This window comes from Pseudomonas xantholysinigenes, assembly GCF_014268885.2.
Lineage (GTDB): Bacteria > Pseudomonadota > Gammaproteobacteria > Pseudomonadales > Pseudomonadaceae > Aquipseudomonas > Aquipseudomonas xantholysinigenes.
In genome coordinates this window covers 756,325-782,559 of record NZ_CP077095.1, presented here as the reverse complement: position 1 = coordinate 782,559, position 26,235 = coordinate 756,325, and the positions used below count along the sequence as shown (strand labels likewise).

21 protein-coding genes and 2 tRNA genes are annotated in these 26,235 nt (G+C 62.8%); 7 read left to right on the top strand and 16 right to left on the bottom strand.

Features of this window, described 5'->3' with window-relative positions:
- Nucleotides 1-212: 212 nt before the first annotated feature.
- From panB to HU772_RS03555, 6 genes are all read left to right on the top strand, one after another.
- On the top strand, nucleotides 213-1,013 hold the full coding sequence (panB, locus tag HU772_RS03580) for a 3-methyl-2-oxobutanoate hydroxymethyltransferase (protein WP_186656816.1): 801 nt from the start codon (nucleotides 213-215) through the stop codon (nucleotides 1,011-1,013).
- A complete protein-coding gene (gene panC, locus HU772_RS03575; protein ID WP_186656818.1) occupies nucleotides 1,010-1,873 on the top strand; it encodes a pantoate--beta-alanine ligase in 864 nt (287 codons plus the stop codon). Before panB ends, panC begins: the two co-directional genes overlap by 4 nt.
- A 188-nt stretch (nucleotides 1,874-2,061) precedes the next feature.
- Nucleotides 2,062-3,726, top strand: coding sequence for a glucose-6-phosphate isomerase (pgi, locus tag HU772_RS03570; protein WP_186656819.1), 1,665 nt, complete (start codon nucleotides 2,062-2,064; stop codon nucleotides 3,724-3,726).
- A gap of 253 nt (nucleotides 3,727-3,979) precedes the next feature.
- Complete coding sequence (gene acs, locus HU772_RS03565) at nucleotides 3,980-5,914, top strand: acetate--CoA ligase (RefSeq protein WP_186656821.1); 1,935 nt, start codon at nucleotides 3,980-3,982, stop codon at nucleotides 5,912-5,914.
- Nucleotides 5,915-5,951: 37 nt separating this feature from the next.
- Entirely contained in the window at nucleotides 5,952-6,821 is an 870-nt protein-coding gene (locus tag HU772_RS03560; protein ID WP_186656824.1) for an oxygenase MpaB family protein, read from the top strand.
- Nucleotides 6,822-6,900: 79 nt separating this feature from the next.
- Nucleotides 6,901-9,837: a DUF748 domain-containing protein gene (locus HU772_RS03555; protein WP_186656826.1), complete on the top strand. Its 2,937-nt coding sequence runs from the start codon at nucleotides 6,901-6,903 to the stop codon at nucleotides 9,835-9,837.
- A gap of 59 nt (nucleotides 9,838-9,896) precedes the next feature.
- Here HU772_RS03555 and HU772_RS03550 read toward each other — a convergent pair whose 3' ends face one another.
- Nucleotides 9,897-10,310 carry a VOC family protein gene (locus HU772_RS03550; protein ID WP_186656828.1) on the bottom strand — a complete coding sequence of 138 codons (414 nt, stop codon included), beginning with the start codon at nucleotides 10,308-10,310 and terminating at the stop codon, nucleotides 9,897-9,899.
- 60 nt (nucleotides 10,311-10,370) lie between these two features.
- Between HU772_RS03550 and HU772_RS03545 the strand changes: the two genes are divergently transcribed.
- On the top strand, nucleotides 10,371-10,673 hold the full coding sequence (locus HU772_RS03545) for a heme-binding protein (protein WP_186656831.1): 303 nt from the start codon (nucleotides 10,371-10,373) through the stop codon (nucleotides 10,671-10,673).
- Between the two features lie 298 nt (nucleotides 10,674-10,971).
- Here HU772_RS03545 and HU772_RS03540 read toward each other — a convergent pair whose 3' ends face one another.
- The 15 genes from HU772_RS03540 to ftsH form a co-directional block, all read right to left on the bottom strand.
- Nucleotides 10,972-11,322, bottom strand: coding sequence for a BON domain-containing protein (locus HU772_RS03540; RefSeq protein ID WP_028691248.1), 351 nt, complete (start codon nucleotides 11,320-11,322; stop codon nucleotides 10,972-10,974).
- A 259-nt stretch (nucleotides 11,323-11,581) separates the two neighbouring features.
- Nucleotides 11,582-13,687 carry a polyribonucleotide nucleotidyltransferase gene (gene pnp / locus HU772_RS03535; protein WP_186656841.1) on the bottom strand — a complete coding sequence of 702 codons (2,106 nt, stop codon included), beginning with the start codon at nucleotides 13,685-13,687 and terminating at the stop codon, nucleotides 11,582-11,584.
- 248 nt (nucleotides 13,688-13,935) lie between these two features.
- Entirely contained in the window at nucleotides 13,936-14,205 is a 270-nt protein-coding gene (gene rpsO, locus HU772_RS03530) for a 30S ribosomal protein S15 (protein WP_110735089.1), read from the bottom strand.
- Nucleotides 14,206-14,354: 149 nt separating this feature from the next.
- Nucleotides 14,355-15,272 (bottom strand): tRNA pseudouridine(55) synthase TruB, encoded by a 918-nt coding sequence (gene truB, locus HU772_RS03525; RefSeq protein WP_134691571.1) that lies wholly within the window; start codon nucleotides 15,270-15,272, stop codon nucleotides 14,355-14,357.
- 3 nt (nucleotides 15,273-15,275) lie between these two features.
- Complete coding sequence (gene rbfA / locus HU772_RS03520; protein WP_186656843.1) at nucleotides 15,276-15,674, bottom strand: 30S ribosome-binding factor RbfA; 399 nt, start codon at nucleotides 15,672-15,674, stop codon at nucleotides 15,276-15,278.
- Between the two features lie 117 nt (nucleotides 15,675-15,791).
- Nucleotides 15,792-18,332, bottom strand: a complete 2,541-nt coding sequence (infB, locus tag HU772_RS03515) for a translation initiation factor IF-2 (protein WP_186656845.1) — start codon at nucleotides 18,330-18,332, stop codon at nucleotides 15,792-15,794.
- Between the two features lie 27 nt (nucleotides 18,333-18,359).
- Nucleotides 18,360-19,841: a transcription termination factor NusA gene (gene nusA / locus HU772_RS03510; RefSeq protein WP_028691253.1), complete on the bottom strand. Its 1,482-nt coding sequence runs from the start codon at nucleotides 19,839-19,841 to the stop codon at nucleotides 18,360-18,362.
- Nucleotides 19,842-19,900: 59 nt separating this feature from the next.
- Nucleotides 19,901-20,359, bottom strand: a complete 459-nt coding sequence (gene rimP / locus HU772_RS03505) for a ribosome maturation factor RimP (protein WP_012274245.1) — start codon at nucleotides 20,357-20,359, stop codon at nucleotides 19,901-19,903.
- 129 nt (nucleotides 20,360-20,488) lie between these two features.
- Nucleotides 20,489-20,565: transfer RNA gene (locus HU772_RS03500), tRNA-Met, on the bottom strand.
- 98 nt (nucleotides 20,566-20,663) lie between these two features.
- Nucleotides 20,664-20,749 (bottom strand) — tRNA-Leu (locus HU772_RS03495).
- 21 nt (nucleotides 20,750-20,770) lie between these two features.
- Nucleotides 20,771-21,163, bottom strand: coding sequence for a preprotein translocase subunit SecG (gene secG / locus HU772_RS03490; protein ID WP_186656847.1), 393 nt, complete (start codon nucleotides 21,161-21,163; stop codon nucleotides 20,771-20,773).
- 4 nt (nucleotides 21,164-21,167) lie between these two features.
- Nucleotides 21,168-21,923: a triose-phosphate isomerase gene (tpiA, locus tag HU772_RS03485; RefSeq protein ID WP_186656850.1), complete on the bottom strand. Its 756-nt coding sequence runs from the start codon at nucleotides 21,921-21,923 to the stop codon at nucleotides 21,168-21,170.
- Nucleotides 21,924-21,989: 66 nt separating this feature from the next.
- Nucleotides 21,990-23,330, bottom strand: coding sequence for a phosphoglucosamine mutase (glmM, locus tag HU772_RS03480; RefSeq protein WP_186656855.1), 1,341 nt, complete (start codon nucleotides 23,328-23,330; stop codon nucleotides 21,990-21,992).
- A gap of 16 nt (nucleotides 23,331-23,346) precedes the next feature.
- On the bottom strand, nucleotides 23,347-24,198 hold the full coding sequence (gene folP, locus HU772_RS03475; protein ID WP_186656858.1) for a dihydropteroate synthase: 852 nt from the start codon (nucleotides 24,196-24,198) through the stop codon (nucleotides 23,347-23,349).
- 8 nt (nucleotides 24,199-24,206) lie between these two features.
- Nucleotides 24,207-26,114, bottom strand: coding sequence for an ATP-dependent zinc metalloprotease FtsH (gene ftsH, locus HU772_RS03470; protein ID WP_028691259.1), 1,908 nt, complete (start codon nucleotides 26,112-26,114; stop codon nucleotides 24,207-24,209).
- Nucleotides 26,115-26,235 lie beyond the last annotated feature (121 nt).

Sequence of the window (26,235 nt, the reverse complement as noted above, 5' to 3'; positions counted from 1 at the left end):
ACGGCGTAACAATGCGGTAACACGGATTATTGACTTCCCCCACCTCGCTCACGACTATAGGCGTCCCGCGGCGCCACTATGCCGCAATCACCCATTTAGGCTCGGACGGACCTGCGCCCAAACATCACGATCGATGATGTGCCGCTCCGGAAGATGAATGCACGCGTTGTCCGCAGTTGTTGTTCACAGCGCCTGAACGAGGATGCCCCTACATGCCTGAAGTAACCCTGACCACCCTGAACGGCCTCAAGGCCAAGGGTGAAAAAATCACCATGCTGACCTGCTACGACGCGACCTTCGCCAAGGCTGCGAGCGATGCGGGTGTCGAAGTCCTGCTGGTCGGCGACTCGCTGGGCATGGTCCTGCAGGGCCATGACAGCACCCTGCCCGTCAGCAACGACGACATGGCCTACCACACCGCTTGCGTAAAGCGCGGCAACAGCGGTGCGCTGATCCTCACCGACCTGCCGTTCATGGCCCACGCCACCCCTGAGCTGGCCTTCGCCAACGCCGCCCAGCTGATGCGCGCCGGCGCCCACATGGTCAAGATCGAAGGTGCCGCCTGGCTGGCCGAGACCATCCGCCTGCTGGCCGAACGCGGTGTGCCGGTGTGCGCGCACATGGGCCTGACCCCGCAGACCGTCAACGTGCTCGGTGGTTACAAGGTCCAGGGCCGTCAGGAAGCCCAGGCGCGGCAGATGCGCGCCGACGCCATCGCCCTGGAACAGGCCGGCGCGGCCATGCTGTTGCTCGAGTGCGTGCCCAGCGAGCTGGCCGCGGAAATCACCCAGGCAGTGAGCATCCCGGTGATCGGCATCGGTGCCGGCAGCGCCACCGATGGCCAGGTACTGGTCCTGCATGACATGCTCGGATTGTCGCTCAGCGGTCGCGTGCCCAAGTTCGTGAAGAACTTCATGGCCGGCCAGCCGGATATCCAGAGCGCCCTGGCCGCCTACGTCCGCGCGGTCAAGGACGTCAGTTTCCCAGGCAGCGAACACGGGTTCAGCGCATGAATACCGTCAAGACCGTCCGTGAACTGCGCGCCGCCGTGGCCCGCGCCCGTGGCGAAGGCAAGCGCATCGCCTTCGTGCCGACCATGGGCAACCTGCACAGCGGCCATGCCGCCCTGGTGACCAAGGCCGCCCAGCGCGCCGACTTCGTGGTCGCCAGCATCTTCGTCAACCCGTTGCAGTTCGGCGCGGGCGAGGACCTGGACAAGTACCCGCGCACCCTCGCCGCCGACCAGGAAAAACTGCTCCAGGCCGGCTGCCACCTGCTGTTCGCCCCCACCGTCGAAGAGATGTACCCCGACGGCATGGCCGTGCAGACCCGGGTCAGCGTGCCACAGCTGTCCGAAGGCCTGTGCGGTGCCAGCCGCCCGGGGCACTTCGAAGGCGTCGCGACCGTGGTCAGCAAGCTGTTCAACATGGTCCAGCCGGACTTGGCCGTGTTCGGCGAAAAGGACTTCCAGCAACTGGCGGTGATCCGCGCCATGGTGCGCGACCTGAACATGCCGATCCAGATCATCGGCGAGCCGACCGTGCGCGCCGAGGACGGCCTGGCGCTGTCGTCGCGCAATGGCTACCTGACGCCAGAACAGCGAGCCACCGCCCCGGTGCTGTACCGCACCCTGAACGGCATCGCCGAGGCCCTGCGCCATGGCCAGCGCGATTTCGCGGCGCTGATCGCCGAGGGCCAGGCGCAACTGGAAGCGGCAGGCCTGCGCAAGGACTACCTGGAAGTGCGCCACGCCCTGACGCTGCGCCCGGCGATGATCGACGACCGTGACCTCGTGGTGATCGCGGCGGCGTACCTGGGTAATACTCGTCTGATCGACAACATCTACCTGCACCTGGAAGAGCAGACCGCCTGACGCCCGCGCGTGGGCGCGGCGAACCGTCGCCCCACGCACGCCAGGTATCCAGCCGGTGACAATTTTTAATCCACACCGTTTGCCTCCCCCCATTCCCGCCTTGGCGCCAATGCCTATAATGTCCAGCTTGCAACCGGCAACGAATGCCGCTGTCCAAGCCTGACCATGCACCAAGGAAACCACCCGCAATGGCGTATTACCGTACCCCCCACGATGTGACGGCGCTGCCCGCCTGGCAGGCGCTTCAACACCACCGCGACGCCATGCAGGGCTTCAGCATGCGCGAAGCCTTCGCCGCCGACGGCAAGCGCTTCGAACAGTTCTCCTTGAGCAGCTGCGGCCTGTTCCTCGACTACTCGAAAAACCTGATCACCGAGCAGACTCGTGACCTGCTGGTGAACCTGGCCAAGGAAGTCGACCTGGAAGCAGCCATCCAGTCGATGTTCAGCGGCGAGATCATCAACGCCTCCGAAGGCCGCCCGGTGCTGCACACCGCCCTGCGCCGCCCGGTTGGCGACAAGCTCAGCGTGAACGGCGTCAACGTGATGCCGGAAGTGCACAAGGTGCTGAACCAGATCACCGAGCTGGTCGGGCGCATCCACGACGGCCTGTGGCGCGGCTATAGCGAAAAACCGATCACCGACGTGGTCAACATCGGCATCGGCGGCTCGTTCCTCGGCCCCGAGCTGGTGTCCGAGGCCCTGCTGCCCTATGCCCAGCGCGGCGTGCGCTGCCACTACCTGGCGAACATCGACGGCAGCGAATTCCATGAGCTGTCGGCCAAGCTGCGCGCCGAGACGACGCTGTTCATCGTCTCGTCGAAGTCGTTCAACACCCTGGAAACCCTGAAGAACGCCCAGGCCGCACGCACCTGGTACCTGGCCCAGGGCGGCTCGGAAGCCGAGCTGTACCGCCACTTCATCGCGGTGTCGAGCAACAAGGCCGCCGCCGTGGCCTTCGGTATTCGCGAAGAGAACATCTTCCCGATGTGGGACTGGGTCGGTGGGCGCTACTCGCTATGGTCGGCAATCGGCCTGCCGATCGCCCTGGCCATCGGCACCGCCAACTTCAAGGAGCTGCTGTCCGGTGCCTACACCATGGATCAGCACTTCCAGACCGCGCCATTCGAGAAGAACATGCCCGTGCTGCTGGCCCTGCTGGGCGTGTGGTACGGCAATTTCTGGGGCGCCCGCAGCCACGCGATCCTGCCGTACGACCATTACCTGCGCAATATCACCAAGCACCTGCAGCAGCTGGACATGGAGTCCAACGGCAAGAGCGTGCTGACCGACGGCTCCCCGGTGAAAACCGATACCGGCCCGGTGATCTGGGGCGGCGTCGGCTGCAACGGCCAGCATGCCTACCACCAGTTGCTGCACCAGGGCACCCAGCTGATCCCGGCCGACTTCATCGTGCCGGTGGTGAGCTTCAACCCGGTGGCCGACCATCACCAATGGCTGTACGCCAACTGCCTGTCGCAGAGCCAGGCGCTGATGCTCGGCAAGACCCTCGAGGAAGCCGAGACCGAACTGCGCGCCAAGGGCCTGAGCGAAGCCGAAGTTGCCAGGCTGGCCCCGCACAAGGTGATTCCGGGCAACCGCCCGAGCAACACCCTGGTGGTCGAACGCATCAGCCCGCGTCGTCTCGGTGCGCTGGTGGCGATGTATGAGCACAAGGTGTTCGTGCAGAGCGTGGTCTGGGGCATCAACGCCTTCGACCAATGGGGCGTGGAGTTGGGCAAGGAACTGGGCAAGGGCGTGTACCAGCGCCTGGTCGGTGCCCAGGAAGACAACGCCGAGGATGGCTCGACCCAGGGCCTGATCAACTACTTCCGCGGCCGTCACCGCGGCTGACGCCATAGGCCACACCGCCGCTCTCTGTAGGAGCGGCCTTGCCGAGACGTCGGACCGGCCGGAAAGGGCCGCGCAGCGGCCCCAGGATTTCAGCGATACTGCCTCGATTGCTGGGGCCGCTGCGCAGCCCTTTCGCGACACAAGGCCGCTCCTACACGGACAGCGTGCCCCCAGGGAACACCCCCACCTTCTACACTGTCCATCGAATAGCCGTTGCAGTCCCTCGCCCCTAACAAGAGCAGGACCACCCGCCATGTTCGATATCCGTGACTTTCCCCAGGCCCTGGCCGTGAGCCAGTCCGCCACCCTCAGCGACGCCGACTACCATCGCCTCTACCGCCAGTCGGTGGATGACCCCGACAGCTTCTGGGCCGAACAGGCCAAGCGCCTGGATTGGCTCAAGCCCTGGTCGAGCGTGCAGCAATGCGACCTGCACAATGGCAGCGCCCGCTGGTTCGACGGCGCCCAGCTCAACGTCAGCCATAACTGCATCGATCGCCACCTGGCCACGCGCGGCGAACAGACCGCCCTGCTCTGGGAGGGCGACAATCCCGCCGACAGCAAGGCCATCAGCTACCGCGAACTGCACCGCCAGGTCTGCCGCCTGGCCAACGCCCTGAAAGCCCGCGGCGTGAAGAAAGGCGACCGGGTCTGCATCTATATGCCGATGATTCCCGAGGCCGCCTACGCCATGCTTGCCTGCACGCGCATCGGCGCCATCCACTCGGTGGTGTTCGGCGGCTTCTCCCCCGATGCCCTGCGTGACCGTATCCTCGACGCCGACTGCCGCACCGTGATCACCGCCGACGAAGGCGTGCGCGGTGGCAAGCGCATCCCGCTCAAGCACAACGTCGACCAGGCGCTGGCCAGTTGTCCGGCGGTGAGCAGCGTGTTCGTGGTCAAGCGCACAGGCGCCGAAATCGCCTGGAGTGAAGGCCGTGACCTCTGCTATCAAGAGACGACCGCAAAGGCCGGCGACGACTGCCCGGCCGAGGCGATGGACGCCGAAGATCCGTTGTTCATCCTCTATACCTCGGGCAGCACCGGTAAACCCAAGGGCGTGCTGCACACCACCGCCGGCTACCTGCTGCAGGCCACCATGACCTTCAAGACGGTGTTCGACTACCGCGACGGCGAGGTGTTCTGGTGCACCGCCGATGTCGGCTGGGTCACCGGCCATAGCTACATCGTCTACGGCCCGCTGGCCAACGGCGCGATCTCGCTGATGTTCGAAGGCGTGCCCAACTACCCGGACACCTCGCGTTTCTGGCAGGTGGTCGACAAGCACCGGGTGAATATCTTCTACACAGCCCCCACCGCGCTGCGGGCACTGATGCGCGAAGGCGCCGGGCCATTGCAGGGCACCTCACGCGAGACCCTGCGCCTGCTCGGCAGCGTCGGCGAACCGATCAACCCGGAAGCCTGGGAATGGTATTTCGAGGCGGTCGGCAAAAAGCGCTGTCCCATCGTCGACACCTGGTGGCAGACCGAAACCGGCGGCATCATGCTCACCCCCCTCCCCGGCACACCACGGCTCAAGCCAGGCTGCGCCACCCAGCCCATGTTCGGCGTGCAACCGGTACTGCTGGATGACAAAGGCCAGCTGATCGAAGGCCCCGGTGCCGGACTACTGGCGATCAAGGCCAGCTGGCCCGGGCAGATCCGCAGCGTCTACGGCGATCACCAGCGCATGGTCGACACCTACTTCAAGCCCATGCCCGGCTACTACTTCACCGGCGACGGCGCCCGCCGCGACGCCGATGGCGACTACTGGATCACCGGGCGCATCGACGATGTGATCAATGTCTCCGGCCACCGTATCGGCACCGCCGAGGTAGAGAGCGCCCTGGTGCTGCACGACAGCGTCGCCGAGGCTGCCGTGGTCGGCTATCCCCACGACCTCAAGGGCCAGGGTGTCTATGCCTTCGTCACCCCCATGAACGGCATCACCCCGGACGACGCGCTCAAGGCCGAACTGCTGGCCCTGGTGAGCAAGGAAATCGGCAGCTTCGCCAAGCCGGAACTGATCCAGTGGGCCCCGGCCTTGCCCAAGACACGCTCGGGCAAGATCATGCGGCGTATACTGCGCAAGATCGCCTGCAACGAACTGGACAACCTGGGGGACACCTCGACCCTCGCCGACCCCAGCGTGGTCCAGGGCCTGATCGACAAGCGTCTCAACCAATAACCCGCGGCCCGGGCGGCCGCCCAGCCGCAAGGTCGCCATGGAAGCCCTACGCCGCCGTATCGAAACCCAGGTCATGAGCCTCACCGGGCTGGCCCTCGGCCAGCTCGACCTGGAGTCGCCCAAGGGCGACCCTGGCCTGTTCGGCCCAGGCAGTATCAGCTGGCAGGTGCACGGCGACTTTCCCAGCATGCTGGTGGGCGGTATCAGCGCCTTGATGCTGCAACTGCTGCATCCCCTGGCGCTGGCCGGGGTGTGGGACCACTCGAACTTCCGCCATGACCTGCTCGGCCGCCTGCGCCGCACCAGCCAGTTCATTTCCGGCACCACCTTCGGCTCGACCCGCGATGCCGAATGGTTGATCGACAAGGTGCGCACCATCCACTTGCAGGTGGTTGGCAGCGCACCCGATGGTCGCCCCTATGCCGCCAGCGACCCCGACCTGTTGACCTGGGTGCACGTGGCCGAGGTCAGCAGCTTTCTCGCCGCCCACCTGCGCTATCGCAACCCGAACCTGCCGCGGGCGTGCCAGGACGCCTACTACGCCGAGATCGCCCTGGTTGCCGAGCGCCTCGGCGCGCGCGATGTGCCGCGCTCCTGCGCCGAGATCGAGGACTATCTGCAACGCATGCGTCCCCAGCTGCAATGTGATGCCCGCAGCCTGGAGGTGGTGGATATCCTGCGCAGGGCGCCCGCCCCGAGTCGCCTGGCGCAGCCGGTGGGCAAGCTGATGCTCAACGCCGGGATCGATTTGCTGCCCGACTGGGCCAGCACGATGCTCGGCCTGCAGCAGGGTTCGCTGCGGCGGCGCCTGGTCCGCCTGGGCCTGATCAACACCGCCCCGGTGCTGCGCTGGGCCATGCGCGACAGCTCGGCACACCGCGCGCGGCGGCGCATGGGCCTGGAATGAGGTATTTTGCTCAGCTCATCGGAACCGATTTAACGTGCCATACTCCAAGCACTCCAGCCTGATACAGACGAAGCGACACATGCCCAAAGGATTGACCCGCGCCCTCGGCGCCCTGCTGGCCCTCGTGGCCCTGTACAGCCTGCTCGGCTTTCTCATTCTTCCTGGCGTCGCCCTGCGCATCGCCAACCAGCAACTGGCGCAATACGCCACGGTGCCGGCGCACCTGCAACGCATCGAGCTCAACCCGTTCAGCCTGGAGCTCACGCTCTGGGGCCTGCAGATCGGCGAGCCCGGCAAGGAGCAGGTCGGCTTCGAGCGCCTGTACGCCAACCTGTCGCTGGACAGCCTGTGGACCAAGGCCCTGCGCCTGGATGCCGTGGAGCTGGACAAGCCGCGCACCGAGCTGCTGTTCGCCAAGGACGGCAGCCTCAACCTGGCCCAGCTGTTCAAGCTGCCACCGAGCGAACCCAAGGTCGAGGAGCCACCCAGCGACCCGTTCCCAGTGCGCATCGCCAGCATCAAGCTCAATGAGGGCTACCTGCACTTCGAGGACCTGCGCCCCAGCGAGCCGATCGAGTTCCTCTACGACTCGATGAACCTGGAGCTGAAGAACCTCAGCACCCTGCCCGACGACAACGCCGACATGACCTTGGTGGCCAACGGTCCGGCCGGTGGCCGTATCGACTGGAGCGGCACCCTGAGCCTGACCCCGATCGCCTCCGAAGGCACGCTGAAGATCAGCGATGGCCAGATGAAGCTGTTCTGGCCCTACGTGCGCGATGCCGTGCCGCTGGTGCTGGAAGACGGCAAGGTCAGCCTCGACACCCACTACAAGCTCAACCTGGCCAAGGAAACCGAGCTACTACTGGACAACACTTCGGTGCGGGTCGCGCCTTTCGCCATCAAGGCGCCGGACGGGCGCCCACTGGCACGCCTGGCCAGCCTGGAGGTGAGCGAGACCTCCATCGACCTGGCCAAGCAGTTGGTCACGGTCGGCAAGATCCGCAGCGAAAAACTCGAGACCTGGGCTGCCCTGGAAAAGGACGGCCAACTCGACTGGCAGAAGCTGTTCGCCAGCCAGCCGGAAAAAACCACGCCCAAGGAAAAGGCCGAGCCGGCCACTGCCGAACCGAGCGCCCAGGAAAAGGCTGCCGCGACACCGAGCAAGCCCTGGCAGGTACTGCTCAAGGACGTCCAGGCGCGCAACTACCTGGTGCACCTGGCCGACCGTAGCCAGAAGGAGCCCGTGGCGCTGGATGTCGGCCCGCTCAACCTCGACCTGCAGAACTTCGACAGCCTCAACCAGTCGCCCTTCACCCTCAAGCTCGACACCGGGGTGGGCAAGCAGGGCAAGCTGCAGGCCGCCGGCCAGGTCAACCTGGCACCGGTGAGCGCCAAGCTGGACGTCGCCACCCGCGATATCGACCTGCGCGTGGCCCAGGCCTACATCAGCCCGTTCATCCGCCTCGAATTGCGCAGCGGTATGCTCTCCAGTGACCTCAAGGTCGACCTCAAGAGCACCGAGCCACTGGCCTTCAGCATCACCGGCAAGGCCCAGGCCAACCAGTTGCACACCCTCGACACCATCAAGAACCGCGACTTCGTCAAATGGCAGCAGGTCAACGTCGATGGCCTGTCGTATGTGCACGGCGACGCCCTGTCGATCGACAAGGTGACCCTGCTGCAACCCTATGCGCGCTTCATCATCAACGAAGACCGCACCACCAACGTCGACGACCTGCTGATCCCGCAGCCCGCCGACAAGCCGGCCGCAGCCGCGAGCAAGCCGGCCAGCTCCGGCAGTAGCAAGGAGCTGGGCATCCGTATCGGCCAGATCAGCATCAACGACGGCTCGGCCAACTTCGCCGACCTGACCCTGACCCCCAACTTCGCCACCGCGGTGCAGCAACTCAATGGCCAGATCGGCACCATCGACAACCGCAAGCCGGTGCCGGCAAAAGTGGACATCAAGGGCAAGGTCGATCGCTACGCGCCGGTGACCATCAAAGGCGCGCTCAACCCGTTCAACCCATTGGCCAGCCTGGATATCGCCACCAGCTTCAAGCGTGTCGAGCTGACCACCTTGACCCCCTACTCCGGCAAGTTCGCCGGCTTGCGCATCCGCAAGGGGCGCCTGAACCTCGACCTGCACTACCTGATCACCAACGGCCAGCTCAAGGCTGAGAACAAGGTGGTGATCGAGCAACTGCAATTGGGTGAGAAGGTCGACAGCCCGGACGCGGTAGACCTGCCGATCCGCCTGGCGGTGGCGCTGCTCAAGGACACCGAAGGCAAGATCTCCATCGAACTGCCGGTGTCGGGCGACCTCAACAACCCGCAGTTCAGCGTGATGCCGATCGTCTGGCAGACCCTGCGCAACCTGGTGCTGCGCGCGGCCCAAGCGCCGTTCAAGCTGCTGGGCGGATTGGTCTCGGGCGGCGGTGCCGAGGACCTCGGCAATGTCTCGTTCGCGCCGGGCTCCAGCGACCTGACCCCTGAGGTACAAACATCCCTCGACAAGCTGGCCTCGGCCCTCAAGGAACGCCCGGAACTGCGCCTGGAGATCGAAGGCACCGCGGCGCAGAGCAGCGATGGCCCACTGATCGCCCAGCAGCGCCTGGAGCGTGAATACCAGGCCACCTGGTACAAGATCCTCCAGCGCCGTGGCGACAAGGTCCCGGCCAACGCCTCGCTGCTGGTGGTGGATGACAGCGACAAACCGGCGATGCTCGAAGGCATCTATCGCACCCGTCTGAAACAGCAACCGCCAGCCGAGTGGGAGAAGCTGGGGCGTGACGAGCGCAGTGCCAAGCTGCGCGAAGCGGTGATCAGGTCCTGGGCGGAGAGCACTGCATTGCTGCGTACCCTCGGCCAGGAACGTGCCAGCAGCATCAAGGATTACCTGGTGGACAAAGGGCAGCTGGAGGATGACCGGGTGTACTTCATCGACACCAACCTCGGCCAGGCCGAAAGCGATGGGCGCGTAGTGACGCCGATGCACCTGGATGCCGAATAAGCATCGAATCTGCCTTGACCTGTAGGAGCCAGCTTACTGGCTCCTACGGCGCACAACCTTCAAGCTAGCCGCTGTCCCGATACCGCCGGGTGATACAGCGGCTGCACTTTGTTCCCCGCCGGGTCCAGCAGATGGAAGCTGCGCGCGCCATCACCATGGTTGAATGGGCGATCCAGCAAGGTCACGCCACGGGCCTTGAAGTACTGGTACCAGGCTTCCAACTCCTCGATGCTATCAACGATGAAGCCATAGTGGTCCAGGGTCTGCAGCCCGTTGGCCGCCCCCGCCCCACGCCCGAGCGACAGGTTGTCGTTGCCACAGGTGAGGTAGACCAGGTCTTCGTTGGCACGGTTCAACACCTCCATGCCCAGCACATCGACGTAGAAACGCTCGCATTCCTCCAGGTTGGGGACCAGCAAGGCGATATGGCGCAGGCCATTCAGGCGACCTGGGCGCACAGGTAGTTCGGACATGAGCACAACTCCATTTTTGTATACAATTCAAAACAGAATTTAAAACAAAAGGAGTTTCCTGTGTACTGTCTGTTTATCAAGACCCGGGTCAAGCCCGGTACCGCCGACGCGTTCCTGAGTGCCATCAAGGCCAATGCCGCTGCCTCGGTCGCCACCGAGCCAGGCTGCCTGGTATTCGATGTGACGCAGGACCGGGAGGATGCACAGGTGATCTACCTGTACGAGATCTACCAGGACGACGCCGCGTACGAGGCCCATACCCAGACCGCGCATTTTCGCGACAGCCGGCCATTGGTGGAGCCTCTGATCGAGGAGCAGCTGTGCTACGAGAGCGATGTGATCGCGCGCAACCCGGTGCACTGAGACGCTAAAACGCCTTCTGTAGGAGATCGCCCAGCCTTTCGGGGCTGTGCTGTCGCGCAGGGAACTGTTATCTCTGTGGGAGCGGGTTTACCCGCGAACACCGGCGAAGCCGGTGCCAAACACCGCGCGGGATTCTTCGCGGGTAAACCCGCTCCCACAGGGCCGAGATAAGTCAATGGGCTACGTGTTGTTCCATAGGTGCGGAGCGGGGATCGTGATGTGCAAACAAAAGCCCCGGCAAATGCCGGGGCTTGTGCTTGAAGGGGTGGCCAAATCCTTTTGGCCGACGGGACATTCCTTATTCGGACTTCAGGCCATCAGCCGAGACGGCCTGCACGCCCTTGATCTTCTTGGCGATGGCGACCGCCATCTCCTTCTGCGCATCGGTGATGGCCACGTCCGAGGACAGAGACACTACACCTTTGTTGGTTTCGACCTTGATATCACTGCCCGGCACGCCTTTCTCGGTCATCAGGTCGGCCTTCACCTTGGTGGTGATCCAAGTGTCGGAAGTAGCTTCCTTGGCTTTGGTCACCTCACCGGCCGCCAGCGTCATCGGGGCCTGGGTGGACTGGGCAGCAAACGCCGCGTTAGCCATGGTCAGGGTCAGAGCGGTGGCAGTAGCGGCAGCAATGGCGAACTTCTTCATATGGGTCACTCCTGTTTTTCGAAAGGTCTGCGCCGTGGTTCCTGGCGTCAGGTAGGAGTGATGTTGCAGGGCGTGTGCCAGCTTTTTGATTTTTATTTTTACCTTACAAATCAATTAGTTAACAATCACATACAACATTGCTGGTCGTGCATTTTGCAAGCCCGGGCAAAATCCTGCATGCAAGATGCAAGTCCACAAGACAAAGCCACAGGCATAAAAAAAGGACCCCGAAGGGTCCTTCCTTTCAGCCTGTGAAGGCTTAGACGCCCGATGCCTTGGCAGCGGCAACGTCCTTGATCGACAGCTTGATACGGCCGCGGTTGTCCACGTCCAGTACCAGTACTTCGACTTCCTGGCCTTCCTTCAGCACGTCGGTGACTTTCTCGACGCGAGCATCGCTCAGCATGGAGATGTGCACCAGGCCGTCCTTGCCCGGCAGGATGTTGACGAAGGCGCCGAAGTCGACGATGCGCTCGACCTTGCCGACGTAGATCTTGCCGATCTCGGCCTCGGCGGTGATGCCCAGGATGCGCTGCTTGGCAGCGTCAGCGGCTTCTTTGGTTTCGCCGAAGATCTTGATCGAGCCGTCGTCTTCGATGTCGATCGAAGCCTTGGTCTCTTCGCAGATGGCGCGGATGGTGGCGCCGCCCTTGCCGATGACGTCACGGATCTTGTCGGTGTCGATCTTCATCGCGATCATGGTCGGGGCGTTGGCCGACAGTTCGGTACGCGATTCGCCGATGATCTGGTTCATCTGGCCGAGGATGTTCAGGCGCGCTTCCAGGGCCTGGCCCAGGGCGATTTCCATGATCTCTTCGGTGATGCCGTTGATCTTGATGTCCATCTGCAGCGCGGTGACGCCCTTGGCGGTACCGGCTACCTTGAAGTCCATGTCGCCCAGGTGGTCTTCGTCACCGAGGATGTCGGTCAGGACGGCGAACTTGTCACCCTCCTTGACCAGGCCCATGGCGATACCGGCAACCGGAGCTTTCATCGGCACGCCGGCGTCCATCAGGGCCAGCGAGGCGCCGCAGACCGAAGCCATGGAGCTGGAACCGTTGGACTCGGTGATTTCCGACACCACGCGGATGGTGTACGGGAACACGTCGGCGGCCGGCAGCATGGCCTGGACCGAACGACGGGCCAGACGGCCGTGGCCGATTTCGCGACGACCGGCACCGCCCATGCGGCCACACTCGCCCACCGAGAACGGCGGGAAGTTGTAGTGCAGCATGAAGGGGTCTTTCTTCTCGCCTTCGAGGGTGTCCAGCAACTGGGCGTCACGGGCGGTACCCAGGGTCGCGACGACCAGGGCCTGGGTTTCGCCGCGAGTGAACAGGGCCGAGCCGTGGGTCTTCGGCAGAACACCGACTTCGATGTTCAGCGGACGCACGGTCTTGGTGTCGCGACCGTCGATACGTGGCTTGCCGTTGACGATGTTTTCGCGAACGGTGCGGTATTCGATCTCGCCGAAGATGTCTTTGACTTCGCCGGCCGATGGCTGGCCTTCTTCGCCGGAGAACTTGGCGATGGCCTGGTCGCGCAGCTCGCCCAGGCGCGCGTAGCGGTCAGCCTTGACGGTGATGGTGTAGCCCTGCGATACCGCTTCGCCGAACTCGGCGCGGATGGCGTTGAACAGCTCGGTGTTGGCAACGGCTGGTTTCCAGTCCCAGGTCGGCTTGGCGGCTTCGGCAGCCAGCTCCTTGACCGCCTTGATCACAGCCTGGAATTCGTCGTGGGCGAACAGGACGGCGCCCAGCATCTGGTCTTCGGTCAGCTCTTGGGCTTCCGATTCAACCATCAGAACGGCGGATTCGGTACCGGCGACGACCATGTCCAGGCTCGAGGCAGCCAGTTGCTCGTAGGTCGGGTTCAGCAGGTAGCCGGTGCTTTCGTGGAAGGCGACGCGGGCGGCGCCGATCGGGCCTTCGAACGGAATGCCGGAGATGGCCAGGGCAGCCGAGGTACCGATCATCGCAGCGATGTCCGGATCGGTCTTCTTGCTGGTGGAAACGACGGTGCAGACGACCTGCACTTCGTTCATGAAGCCTTCAGGGAACAGCGGGCGGATCGGACGGTCGATCAGGCGCGAGGTGAGGGTTTCCTTCTCGGAAGGACGGCCTTCACGCTTGAAGAAGCCACCAGGGATCTTGCCGGCGGCGTAGGTCTTTTCCTGGTAGTGCACGGACAGCGGGAAGAAGCCCTTGCCCGGATCGGCTTGCTTGGCACCGACCACGGTCACCAGCACGGTGACATCGTTGTCGACGGTGACCAGCACGGCGCCGGTGGCCTGACGGGCAATGCGGCCCGTTTCGAGAGTAACGGTCGATTGACCGAACTGGAACGTCTTGATTACCGGGTTCACGGTTTCCTACCTTTTTCAGTGGCTCTTGGGGGAACTGGTTCTTGCGAATTCTTGGGCGGCACGGGGAATCGGCCCCATCGACCGTCCAGATACAACACGAGGCTGGGAGCCTGGCGCCGAGCGGATCAACCGCACGGCAGACCAGGCTGCCAACCTCGCAGATCGCGTGGCGTGCCCAACGGCAAGGCTGACAGGCAGCCTTGCCGAAGAATGCGACACGCCATGCAACACCACTGGCCAGGCCGCTATTAGCGACGCAGACCCAGGCGACCGATCAGGGCGCTGTAACGAGTGGTGTCCTTGCCCTTCAGGTAGTCCAGCAGCTTACGACGCTGGTTGACCATGCGAATCAGGCCACGACGCGAGTGGTGGTCTTTTTCGTTGGCCTTGAAGTGGCCTTGCAGCTTGTTGATGTTGAAGGTCAGCAGGGCAACCTGAACTTCCGGGCTACCGGTGTCGCCTTGGGCTTGCTGATAGTCTGCAACGATTTGGGCTTTTTCTTCGACGCTGAGGGCCATTTGGCTTCTCCTGATAAACGGAACCCGCAAGCGGGGTCCAATAGGCCAGGGACAAGTCCCCGTATTAATAAGAAGAGGTGTGACCGTGCCTAATAACAGCCACCCTCGATCCCGCCGGTTTCAGCCGAAGCCTGCACCGGTGGTTTCGGTCATTCCGACCGAATCAGTCGACGCGGCGCAATACGCCCGTCTTCGCTCACCTCACCGATACCGATGAAACGCGCATTGTGATCCTGTACCCGGACCATGCCGAACTGTGGCGCATCTGGAGCACGCACGGCCTGGCCATGCAGCCAATAGAACGCGCTGTGCTCGGAAAGCACCACCAGGGGCCAGTCCTGCAGGCCGCTGTCAGACGGCATCAGGAAGCGATCGAGCGCTTCGTTGCCACCTTCGGCGTGGGCCTGTTCGAGTTCCTCGAGCGTCACGGTCTGTGCCAGCGCGAAGGGCCCGGCCTGGGTACGGCGCAGTTCGGCGACGTAGGCACCACAGCCCAGCGCCTCACCGATATCCTCCACCAGGGTGCGGATATAGGTGCCTTTGCTGCAACCCACCGACAGGCGCGCACGGGTGCCTTCGCACTCGAGCAACTCCAAGCGGCCAATAGTAACAGAACGCGCCTCGCGCTCCACTACCTCTCCTGCACGCGCCAGTTTGTACAACGGCTGGCCATCGCGCTTGAGGGCCGAGTACATCGGCGGTACCTGCTTGATTTCGCCACGAAAACGCGGAATCACCGCTTCGATGTCGGCGCGACCAACGGTCACCTCACGGGTTTGCAGCACTTCGCCTTCGGCATCCGCCGTGGTCGTAGTCTGCCCCATCTGCATGACCGTTTCGTAGCCCTTGTCGGAATCGAGCAAGTACTGGGAGAACTTGGTCGCCTCGCCGAAGCACAGCGGCAGCACACCGCTGGCCAACGGGTCGAGGCTGCCGGTGTGACCGGCCTTCTCGGCATTGAGTAGCCAACGGACTTTCTGCAGCGCGGCGTTGGAGGTGAACCCCAGCGGCTTGTCGAGCAGGATGATGCCGCTGACGTTGCGGCGGATACGTTTGACCTGGGCCACCGCTTACTCCTTGGTGTCCGGCTCGTCGGCATCCTTGTGCAGACGGTCTTCGGCCACCGCACGCTCGATCAGCGCCGACAGGTGGACACCACGGCTGACGCTTTCATCGAAGTGGAAATGCAGCTGCGGCACGCTGCGCAGCTGCATGACGCGGCCAAGGTGCAGGCGCAGGAAACTCGCGGCGCTGTTGAGGGCCTTGAGAGTCTGCGGCACGGCATCGGCACCGTCCTGGCCCATCACGGTGATGTACACCTTGGCGTGGCCGAGGTCGCGGCTGACGTCAACGGCGGTGATGGTCACCAGGCCGACGCGCGGGTCTTTGACTTCGCGGCGGATCAGCTCGGCCAGCTCACGCTGCATCTGATCACCGATACGTTGGGTACGGCTGTATTCTTTTGCCATTCTTGCTACCTGTATCTTAAAGCGGCAAACGCCCGGTCAAGCGAAAAGCCTGACCGGGCGCTACCTTCAGAGGTGCCGGCAACCGCCCTGGGGCGGGGCCCGCACCACGCTCGGCCCTTACAGGGTACGAGCCACCTGGACTTTCTCGAAGACTTCGATCTTGTCGCCGACCTTGACGTCGTTGTAGCTCTTGACGCCAATACCGCACTCCATGCCGTTACGCACTTCGGAGGCATCGTCCTTGAAGCGACGCAGCGATTCCAGTTCGCCTTCGAAGATCACCACGTCGTCGCGCAGTACGCGGATCGGACGGTTGCGGTACACGGTACCCTCGATGACCATACAGCCAGCGATGGCGCCGAATTTCGGCGAACGGAACACGTCACGCACTTCAGCGACACCCAGGATGTTCTCGCGAACATCGCTGCCGAGCATGCCGGTCAGGGCCTTCTTGACGTCTTCGATGATGTCGTAGATCACGTTGTAGTAACGCATATCCAGACCTTCCTGCTCGACGATCTTGCGCGCGCCGGCATCGGCACGCACGTTGAAGCCGAACAGTACTGCATTCGAAGCCAGCGCCAGGTTGGCGTCACTTTCGGTGATACCACCGACGCCGCCACCGATGACGCGTACCTGAACTTCGTCGTTGCCCAAGCCGCCGAGCGAACCTTGCAGCGCCTCGAGCGAACCGCGCACGTCGGTCTTGAGGACGATGTTGAGGGTCTTCTTCTCTTCCTGACCCATGGTCTCAAAGATGTTTTCCAGCTTGCCGGCGTGAGCACGGGCCAGCTTGACCTCACGGAACTTGCCTTGACGGAACAGCGCAACTTCACGCGCTTTCTTCTCGTCGGCAACCACCGACATCTCTTCACCAGCGTCCGGCGTGCCGTCCAAGCCGAGGATCTCGACCGGGATCGACGGGCCGGCTTCCTTCACAGGCTTGCCGTTCTCGTCGAGCATGGCGCGCACGCGGCCATAGTTGGAGCCAACCAGGACCATGTCGCCCTGACGCAGGGTACCGTCCTGAACCAGGATGGTGGCGACCGGGCCGCGGCCCTTGTCCAGGCGCGACTCGACCACGACACCACGACCAGGTGCGGTCGGGGTGGCCTTGAGTTCGAGGATCTCGGCCTGCAGCAGGACAGCTTCGAGCAGTTCGTCGACGCCGGTACCCATCTTCGCCGACACCTTGACGAACGGCGTGTCACCACCCCATTCCTCGGAGGTAACGCCTTCGACGGACAGCTCGTTACGGATGCGATCGAGGTCCGCACCTGGCTTGTCGATCTTGTTCACGGCCACGACCAGCGGCACGCCAGCAGCTTTCGCGTGCTGCACGGCTTCGCGGGTCTGCGGCATCACGCCGTCGTCCGCCGCCACCACCAGGATGACGATGTCGGTGGCCTTGGCACCACGGGCACGCATCTGGGTGAACGCAGCGTGGCCCGGGGTGTCGAGGAAGGTGACCATGCCACGGTCGGTTTCGACGTGGTAGGCACCGATGTGCTGGGTGATACCACCGGCTTCGCCAGCGGCAACCTTGGCGCGACGGATGTAGTCGAGCAGCGAGGTCTTACCGTGGTCGACGTGGCCCATGACGGTCACGACCGGAGCACGCGAGGTGGTTTCACCTTCGAACTTCAGCGATTCGGCCAGGGAGTCTTCCAGGGCAGTGTCGCTGACCAGGGTGACCTTGTGGCCCAGCTCTTCGGCGACCAGCTGCGCGGTTTCCTGGTCGAGCACCTGGTTGATGGTGACCGGGGTACCCAGCTTGAACATGAACTTGACGACTTCAGCGGCCTTGACCGACATCTGTTGCGCCAGTTCCGAGACGGTGATGGTCTCGCCAATGGTCACGTCACGAATGACCGGACCGGTCGGGCTCTGGAAGCCGTGCGCATTGCGCTTCTTGCCCTTGCCCTTGCCACCACGGCCACGACGGAAGCTATCGCTCTCTTCGTCGGTGGTACGCGGCGCGGCACGTGGAGTCGGAGCCTTTTCCTTCTCCTTGACCTTGACCTTGACCGACATGCGCGGCGCATCGCCACGGCCGGCAGCCGCCGGGCCACCACCGCGACGATCGTCATCACGGGTACGGCTTTCATTGCGACGGGTCTCGTCTTTCTTGCGCTCGGCAGCACGTGCGGCGGCGTCTTCGGAGACCGGCGCGTCAGCCACTACCGGGGCAGCGACAGGGGCAGGCTCAGCCTTCGGCGCAGGCGCCGCGGCCGGGGCCTCGGCAGCCTGACGGCGAGCCTGCTCCTCGTTGCGCTGGCGAACTTCGGCCTCGACTTTTTCGCGCGCGGCGTTTTCAGCCGCACGACGCTCTTCCTGCTCGCGCTTCTGCTCGGCCTGGATCTCTTCCGGGCTGCGCTGCACGAATACTTTCTTCTTGCGTACTTCTACGCTGATGCTCTTGCTACCGGCGACACGCAGCGTGCTGGTGGTCTTGCGCTGCAAGGTAATCTTGCGCGGCTCTTCCGCCTTGCTCTTGTGGCTGCTCTTCAAATGGGTCAGCAGGGTCTGCTTCTCATTATCGGTCACTACCTGACCGGCGTCGGTGTGCGGCAGACCTGCCTCACGCATCTGCTGCAGCAGGCGCTCTACCGGTGCCTCGACCTCTTGGGCCAGTTCTTTCACCGTGACTTGCGTCATGCACTTCTCTCCTCAGGCCGCGCCTAATTACTCGAACCAGTGGGCTCGGGCGGCCATGATCAACTTGCCGGCACGCTCTTCGTCGATGCCGTCGATGTCGAGCAGGTCGTCAATCGACTGCTCGGCCAGGTCTTCGCGGTTAACCACGCCGCGCACCGCCAGTTCCGCCGCCAGGTCCTTGTCCATGCCCTCGAGGGAGAGCAGGTCGTCGGCCGGATGGGCGTCTGCCAGTTTTTCTTCGGTAGCGATGGCTTTGGTCAACAAACGGTCCTTGGCACGAGCGCGCAGCTCATTGACGATATCTTCGTCAAAGCCATCGATGTTGAGCATTTCTTCCAACGGTACGTAGGCAATTTCTTCGAGGCTGGTGAAGCCTTCGTCGACCAGCACCTGTGCCAGCTCTTCGTCGACTTCCAGTTCCTCGATGAAGTTACGCAGGATGTCGCCTGTCTCAGCCTGTTGCTTGGCCTGGATGTCCTTCTCGGTCATCACGTTCAGGGTCCATGCAGTCAGCTGGCTGGCCAGACGGACGTTCTGGCCGCCACGTCCGATGGCCTGGGCCAGGTTGTCCTCGGCCACGGCGATGTCCATCGCATGGGCATCTTCGTCAACGATGATCGCGGCAACCTCTGCCGGCGACATGGCGTTGATGACGAACTGCGCCGGGTTCTCGTCCCACAGGACGATATCCACACGCTCGCCACCCAGCTCGCCGGATACGGCCTGGACACGCGAACCGCGCATGCCGATGCAGGCGCCTTGCGGGTCGATGCGTTTGTCCTTGGAGCGGACGGCGATCTTGGCACGCGAACCCGGATCACGGGAGGCGGCCATGACTTCGATGAGGCCTTCGGCGATTTCCGGCACTTCGATGCGGAACAGCTCGATCAGCATCTGCGGCGCGGTGCGCGACAGGATCAGCTGCGGACCGCGGTTCTCGGTGCGGATTTCCTTGAGCAGCGCACGCAGGCGCACGCCGACACGGAAGGTCTCACGGGGGATGATGTCTTCGCGGGCCAGCAACGCCTCGGCGTTGTTGCCCAGGTCGACGATGACGTTGTCGCGGGTGACCTTCTTCACGGTGCCGGAGATGATCTCGCCGACGCGCTCGCGGTAGGCGTCGACCACCTGGGCGCGCTCGGCCTCGCGGACCTTCTGCACGATGACCTGCTTGGCGGTCTGGGCGGCGATGCGGCCGAATTCGATCGACTCGATCTTCTCTTCGATCACGTCACCGATCTTGGCGTCCGGGTGCGTGTCCTGGATCTTTTCCAGCCAGGTCTCGATCGCCGGATCGTCCAGGTCGTTCTCGTCGACCACGGTCCAGCGGCGGAAGGTCTCGTAGCTACCGGTGTGGCGGTTGATTTCCACACGCAGGTCGACTTCGTCCTCAAAACGTTTTTTGGTTGCAGTGGCCAGAGCCACTTCCAGCGCTTCGAAAATGACGCCTGGCGGTACACCTTTTTCGTTGGATACCGATTCAACAACCAGCAGTACTTCTTTGCTCATCGTACGCCTCGCCTTGCGCAAGCCATTGGCCCCGGAAAGTCCACCGGGCCCGGCACGTCTCAGTCAAAACTGGGAATAATATTGGCCTTGTCGATCGAGTCGATCGGCAGCAGGAACTCCTGGTTGTCCACCTGGACCACCACATCCTGCTCCTCCACACCACGGAGAAGGCCCTGGAAGTTACGACGACCCTCGAAGGGTGAACGCAGCTTGATCTTCACTTGTTCGCCGGCATGCGAGGCAAACTGTTCCAGAGTGAACAGTGGGCGATCCATGCCAGGCGAAGAAACTTCGAGGGTGTATTCACTGCTGATCGGATCTTCCACGTCGAGGATCGCGCTAGCCTGACGACTGACCGCTTCGCAGTCCTCCACCAGGATGCCGCCTTCCTTGTCGATGTAGATGCGCAGTACCGAATGCTTACCCTGGGATACGTACTCGATCCCCCAGCACTGATAGCCCAGACCCTCGACCACCGGGGCCAACAAGGCCTGCAACTGTTCTAGCTTGCTCGACACCTGAACCCCCTCGTGCATGCTGTGCAAATAAAAAATGGGCGAAGCGCCCATCCCTGAAAGCGCCGTTGGACAACGGCGCCGAAAACTGTCGGCTAGCAAAAAGCCCCTGAAAAGGGGCTCTGCTGAAGCTGGTTGCGGGGGCTGGATTTGAACCAACGACCTTCGGGTTATGAGCCCGACGAGCTACCAAGCTGCTCCACCCCGCGACAAAGCTGGGGCGAAAGTATAAGACCGAACCCTGTGCAGGGTCAATCCAACCTCCACCTGCAAGAAAGCCCGCTAAAGCGGGCTCTCATGCTTCAATTGGTACCGAGAAGGGGACTCGAACCCCTACACCCTATGGGCACAACCACCTCAAGGTTGCGTGTCTACCAATTCCACCACCTCGGCAATACTACTTCTTGAAACCCGTTACTGCTGCTCTTTGGCTGGAGGAGGTACGTCACCAGAGTTGGTGGCTTCGCTCTTCTGCTGCTGGAGCACCGGTACATCATCATTGACTGCCGGCTTTGGCTCTTTGACTTCCAGAACTGCTGGATCTGGCAGACCAGCTTGAGTCAGCTGGTGAGCCTGCTGCTTGGCGAAGTATCCTAACCCAAGTGCAGTCAAAAAGAAAGTGGCGGCAAGTATAGCAGTAACTTTACTCAAAAAGGTAGCGGAACCTTGGCTTCCGAACACAGTATTTGAAGCACCTGCGCCGAAAGATGCACCAGCTTCCGCACCTTTACCCTGTTGCAGCAACACCATTACAACCAGTGCCAACGCTGCCAACAGATGAAATACGACTACGACTGTTTCCAGCATTTGTTCAGTTTCCTGCGGCGCGACAAATTGCACCGAATTCGTCTGCGTTCAGGGACGCTCCACCAATGAGCCCCCCATCGATATCCGGCATGCCGAACAGTTCAGCCGCATTGGCCGCCTTCACGCTGCCGCCGTAGAGAAGCTGCACATTATCTGCAACTTCGGCGTCCATCGCCTTCAACTGCTTGCGGATGGCTGCATGCACATCCTGGGCTTGTTGTGGCGTGGCCGTCAAACCAGTACCAATGGCCCAAACAGGCTCATAGGCAATAACTGCATTGGCGAAAGCCTTGATACCGAACGCGTCGATAACACTGCTTAGTTGACGCCCTACAACTTCGAGCGTCTCGCCGGCTTCGCGCTCTGCGAGAGTTTCCCCTATACAGAGCACTGGCGTCAAACCACTTTTCTGAGCAGCTGCAAACTTCTGGTTCAGCACTTCGTCCGTTTCACCAATAATCTGGCGACGCTCGGAGTGCCCGATCAAGACATACTTGCAACCGACTTCAGCCAACTGACTCGGTGCAACTTCGCCGGTCAGCGCGCCTTGTTCAGGCTGTACAGCAGAATTCTGTGCGCCTACGTTGATCCCTGTGATTTCCAGTGCATCAATCACTTGATTGACGTACAGCAAGGGAGGGAACACCGCGACTTCCACACCGCCTGGCAGGGACAAATTGCCCAAGCCCTGAGTCAGCTCTACGACGCTGGCGCGGGTACCGTGCATCTTCCAGTTACCAGCTACCATGGGGCGACGCATGCTTTACCTCGTCGGTCAAAGTGGGCGCAGATCTTACCCAACCCGATCTGCGCTGGCAAGCCTATTTCAGGCACAAACTTCTTCAACGAGCTTGGCCAGGGCTTCGGCATGGCCGCGCACCTGGCTTTCGTCATCACCCTCGACCATCACCCGCACCAGCGGCTCGGTACCGGACTTGCGCAACAGCACCCGCCCACGCCCGGCCATGGCTTCGGTGGCCTTGGCACTGGCTTCCTTGACCAAGGGGTTTTCCAGTGGATCGGCCTTGCCCGCCGCGAAGCGCACATTGATCAGCACCTGGGGGCACTTGCGCACGGCCTGTCGCGCCTGCGCCAGGTTCTCGCCGCGGCGCTTGAGCGCCATCAGCACCTGCAGCGCGGCGATGATCGCATCACCGGTCGTGGTATGGCTGCCGCAAACAACGTGACCAGAGTTCTCGCCGCCCAGCAGCCAGTCGCGTTCCAGCAGTTCGGCCATGACATAGCGGTCACCGACCTTGGCGCGCACGAACGGGATATCCAGCTCCTTGAACGCCAACTCCAGGCCCAGGTTGCTCATCAGTGTACCGACCACGCCACCCTGGAGCTTGCCGCGCTCCTGCATGTCGCGACCGATGATGAACAGCAACTCGTCACCGTCGACGATGGCGCCGGTATGGTCGACCATCAGCACCCGGTCGCCGTCACCATCGAAGGCGATGCCCATGTCGGCGTGGCCGACCAGCACCGCCGCCTGCAACGACTCGATATGGGTCGAGCCACAGCCTTCGTTGATGTTCAGGCCATCCGGCGCCGCGTGCAGCACCGTGACCTCGGCCCCCAGCTCGCGGAACACGCTCGGCGCCACCTTGTAGGTCGCGCCATGGGCGCAATCGACGACGATCTTCAGCCCTTCGAAGCTGGTGCTGCTGGGCACGCTGCTCTTGCAGAATTCGATATAGCGCCCGGCCGCGTCATTGATGCGCGAGACCTTGCCCAGCTTGCTCGACTCGACCACGGTCATCGGCTGATCGAGCAGTTCCTCGATCATCAGCTCGACTTCGTCCGGCAGCTTGGTGCCAGCACCCGAGAAGAACTTGATGCCGTTATCGTCGTGCGGGTTGTGCGAGGCACTGATGACGATGCCGGCTTCGGCGTGGAAAGTACGGGTCAGATAGGCGATGGCCGGGGTCGGCATCGGGCCAAGCAGCATCACGTCAGCGCCTGCGGCAGAAAGCCCGGCTTCCAACGCGGATTCGAACATGTAGCCGGAGATCCGCGTGTCCTTGCCCACCAGCACACGGCAATTGCCCTGCTTGCGGAAGGCCATGCCCGCCGCCCAGCCGAGCTTCAGCATGAAGTCAGGGGTAATGGGGTATTGGCCGACGCGACCACGGATACCATCGGTACCAAAGTATTTTCTGCTCATAGTGACTCCAATGTTCTTATTCGGCGTTCTGGACCGCGGCGATCATGCGTACCACGTCGACGGTTTCCGCCACGTCGTGCACCCGCAGGATGCTCGCGCCCTTGGTCATGGCCAAGGCGGCCAGGGCCAGACTGCCGTAGAGCCGCTCGCCGACCGGACGGTCCAGCGTGAGGCCGATCATGCTCTTGCGCGAAACACCCACCAACAGTGGACGCCCGAGGCGATAGAGCGCTTCCATGTGTTTGAACAGGCTCAGGTTGTGCTCAAGGGTCTTGGCAAAACCGAAGCCTGGGTCGAGCACTATGCGCTCGGCACCAATGCCCGCTGCCGCGCAGGCAGCCATACGCTGTTCAAGATAGCGCGTGACATCGGTCGTCACATCCTCGTAGTGCGGATTATCCTGCATGGTGCCCGGTTCGCCGCGCATATGCATGAGACACACCGGCAACCCGGTATCGGCCGCGGCGTCCAGGGCACCGTCACGCTCGAGCGCGCGAACATCATTGATCAGGCCAGCCCCAAGGCGCGCTGACTCACGCATGACCGCAGGCGTCGAAGTATCGACAGAGATGACCACGTCGAGCCGGCTGCTGATCGCCTCGACAATCGGCGCCACGCGCTCCAGCTCCTCGGTGGGTGAAACCGCACGCGCCCCGGGGCGCGTGGACTCGCCACCGACGTCGACCAGGGTCGCGCCGGCCGCGACCATCGCCTCGGCATGACGCAGGGCCGCGTCGCGCTGGCTGAAGCGCCCGCCGTCGGAGAAGGAATCGGGGGTGATATTGAGGATACCCATGACATGGGTACGGGACAAATCAAGAACCCGGTTGCCGCAAGGCAACCGGGTTGGGTACTGCTGTGAGGTCATAGAAACCCTTAGTGTTGCGCCGCTGGACCGCCGATCGGCGACTCCGGACGATCATCCTGGGAAGCCTGATTACCGGAGGTACCGGAATCATTGTCCCAGTCACGCGGCTCGCGTGGGGTACGACCCGCCATGATGTCGTCGATCTGGTCGGCATCGATGGTTTCGTACTTCATCAAGGCCTCGGCCATCGCGTCGAGCTTGTCACGGTTGTCGGTGAGGATCTGCTTGGCCGTGGCGTAGCACTGATCGATGATGCTGCGCACCTCGGAGTCGATCATCTTGGCGGTTTCGCCCGAGACGCTGGCGTGCTGGCTGGCGGCGCTGCGACCGAGGAATACCTCGCCCTCTTCTTCAGCGTACATCAGCGGGCCGAGTTTCTCGGATAGGCCCCACTTGGTCACCATGTTCCGGGCAATCTGGCTGGCACGCATGATGTCGTTGGACGCGCCGGTGGTGACACCGTCGAAGCCCAAGGTCATCTCTTCGGCGATACGGCCACCGTACAGCGAGCAGATCTGGCTGATCAGGGCGCGCTTGGACAGGCTGTAGCGATCTTCCTCCGGCAGGAACATGGTCACGCCCAGGGCGCGGCCACGGGGAATGATCGATACCTTGTAGACCGGGTCGTGCTCGGGCACGACACGACCGACGATGGCATGACCGGCCTCGTGATAGGCAGTGTTCTGCTTCTCTTTCTCGGACATGACCATGGTCTTGCGCTCGGCGCCCATCATGATCTTGTCCTTGGCCAGCTCGAACTCCTTCATTTCGACCAGGCGCTTGCTCGCGCGGGCGGCGAACAACGACGCCTCGTTGACCAGGTTGGCCAGGTCGGCACCGGAGAAGCCAGGGGTACCACGGGCGATGACCGCCGCGTTGACGTTCTCGCCAACCGGCACCTTGCGCATGTGCACCTTGAGGATCTGCTCACGACCACGAATGTCCGGCAGGCCGACCACCACCTGGCGGTCGAAGCGACCAGGACGCAGCAGCGCCGGGTCGAGCACGTCGGGACGGTTGGTGGCGGCGATGACGATGATGCCATCGTTCATCTCGAAGCCGTCCATCTCCACCAGCAACTGGTTCAGCGTTTGCTCGCGCTCGTCGTGACCGCCGCCCATGCCGGCGCCACGGTGGCGACCGACGGCATCGATCTCGTCGATGAAGATGATGCACGGCGCGTGCTTCTTGGCCTGTTCGAACATGTCACGGACACGGCTGGCGCCCACGCCGACGAACATCTCGACGAAGTCGGAACCGGAAATGGTGAAGAACGGCACCTTGGCTTCGCCGGCGATGGCCTTGGCCAGCAGGGTCTTGCCGGTACCGGGCGGGCCGACCATCAGCACGCCACGCGGGATACGGCCACCCAGGCGCTGGAACTTGCCGGGGTCGCGCAGGAATTCGACCAGCTCGCCAACTTCTTCCTTGGCCTCGTCGCAGCCGGCGACGTCAGCCAGGGTAGTCTTGACCTGATCTTCGGAGAGCAGGCGCGCCTTGCTCTTGCCAAAGCTCATCGGCCCGCCCTTGCCACCAGCGCCGCCTTGCATCTGGCGCATGAAGAACATGAACACGGCGATGATCACCAGGATCGGGAAGCTGGCCACCAGCAACTGGGTCCAGATGCTCTGCTGCTCGGGCTGCTTGCCTTCGACGGTGACATGGTTGTCGACCAGGTCGCCGATCAGGCCGTTGTCGGTAATGGCCGGGCGGACAGTCTTGAAGTTGTCGCCATCGGTGCGCTTGCCGGTAATGATGTAGCCGTCGACGGTCACGCGCTCGACCTTACCATCCTTGACCTGCTGGATGAAGTCGGAATAGTTGAGGGTCTGCGGCTCGTTAGGGCTGGAGAAGTTGTTCATCACCGTCACCAGGACGGCGGCGATGATCAACCAGAGGATCAGATTCTTTGCCATGTCGTTCAATTCGCTACCCTCTGAGGCCGGCGCACGACGCAGCCGTGCCTCGCATGATATTCATCGCCCTAACTTACTACATTACCCACGCATCCGCAGGCACCGTCTGTAACCCTTTGTG

Excerpts from the sequence above, each read along its gene's own strand:
- nusA (WP_028691253.1), bottom strand. The coding sequence starts at position 19,841 with ATGAGCAAAGAAGTACTGCTGGTTGTTGAATCGGTATCCAACGAAAAA.
- HU772_RS03555 (WP_186656826.1), top strand. The coding sequence starts at position 6,901 with ATGCCCAAAGGATTGACCCGCGCCCTCGGCGCCCTGCTGGCCCTCGTG.
- pgi (WP_186656819.1), top strand. The coding sequence starts at position 2,062 with ATGGCGTATTACCGTACCCCCCACGATGTGACGGCGCTGCCCGCCTGG.
- glmM (WP_186656855.1), bottom strand. The coding sequence starts at position 23,330 with ATGAGCAGAAAATACTTTGGTACCGATGGTATCCGTGGTCGCGTCGGC.
- infB (WP_186656845.1), bottom strand. The coding sequence starts at position 18,332 with ATGACGCAAGTCACGGTGAAAGAACTGGCCCAAGAGGTCGAGGCACCG.
- rbfA (WP_186656843.1), bottom strand. The coding sequence starts at position 15,674 with ATGGCAAAAGAATACAGCCGTACCCAACGTATCGGTGATCAGATGCAG.
- panC (WP_186656818.1), top strand. The coding sequence starts at position 1,010 with ATGAATACCGTCAAGACCGTCCGTGAACTGCGCGCCGCCGTGGCCCGC.
- folP (WP_186656858.1), bottom strand. The coding sequence starts at position 24,198 with ATGACCTCACAGCAGTACCCAACCCGGTTGCCTTGCGGCAACCGGGTT.
- panB (WP_186656816.1), top strand. The coding sequence starts at position 213 with ATGCCTGAAGTAACCCTGACCACCCTGAACGGCCTCAAGGCCAAGGGT.
- HU772_RS03550 (WP_186656828.1), bottom strand. The coding sequence starts at position 10,310 with ATGTCCGAACTACCTGTGCGCCCAGGTCGCCTGAATGGCCTGCGCCAT.
- ftsH (WP_028691259.1), bottom strand. The coding sequence starts at position 26,114 with ATGGCAAAGAATCTGATCCTCTGGTTGATCATCGCCGCCGTCCTGGTG.
- rpsO (WP_110735089.1), bottom strand. The coding sequence starts at position 14,205 with ATGGCCCTCAGCGTCGAAGAAAAAGCCCAAATCGTTGCAGACTATCAG.
- tpiA (WP_186656850.1), bottom strand. The coding sequence starts at position 21,923 with ATGCGTCGCCCCATGGTAGCTGGTAACTGGAAGATGCACGGTACCCGC.
- secG (WP_186656847.1), bottom strand. The coding sequence starts at position 21,163 with ATGCTGGAAACAGTCGTAGTCGTATTTCATCTGTTGGCAGCGTTGGCA.
- HU772_RS03560 (WP_186656824.1), top strand. The coding sequence starts at position 5,952 with ATGGAAGCCCTACGCCGCCGTATCGAAACCCAGGTCATGAGCCTCACC.
- acs (WP_186656821.1), top strand. The coding sequence starts at position 3,980 with ATGTTCGATATCCGTGACTTTCCCCAGGCCCTGGCCGTGAGCCAGTCC.
- HU772_RS03540 (WP_028691248.1), bottom strand. The coding sequence starts at position 11,322 with ATGAAGAAGTTCGCCATTGCTGCCGCTACTGCCACCGCTCTGACCCTG.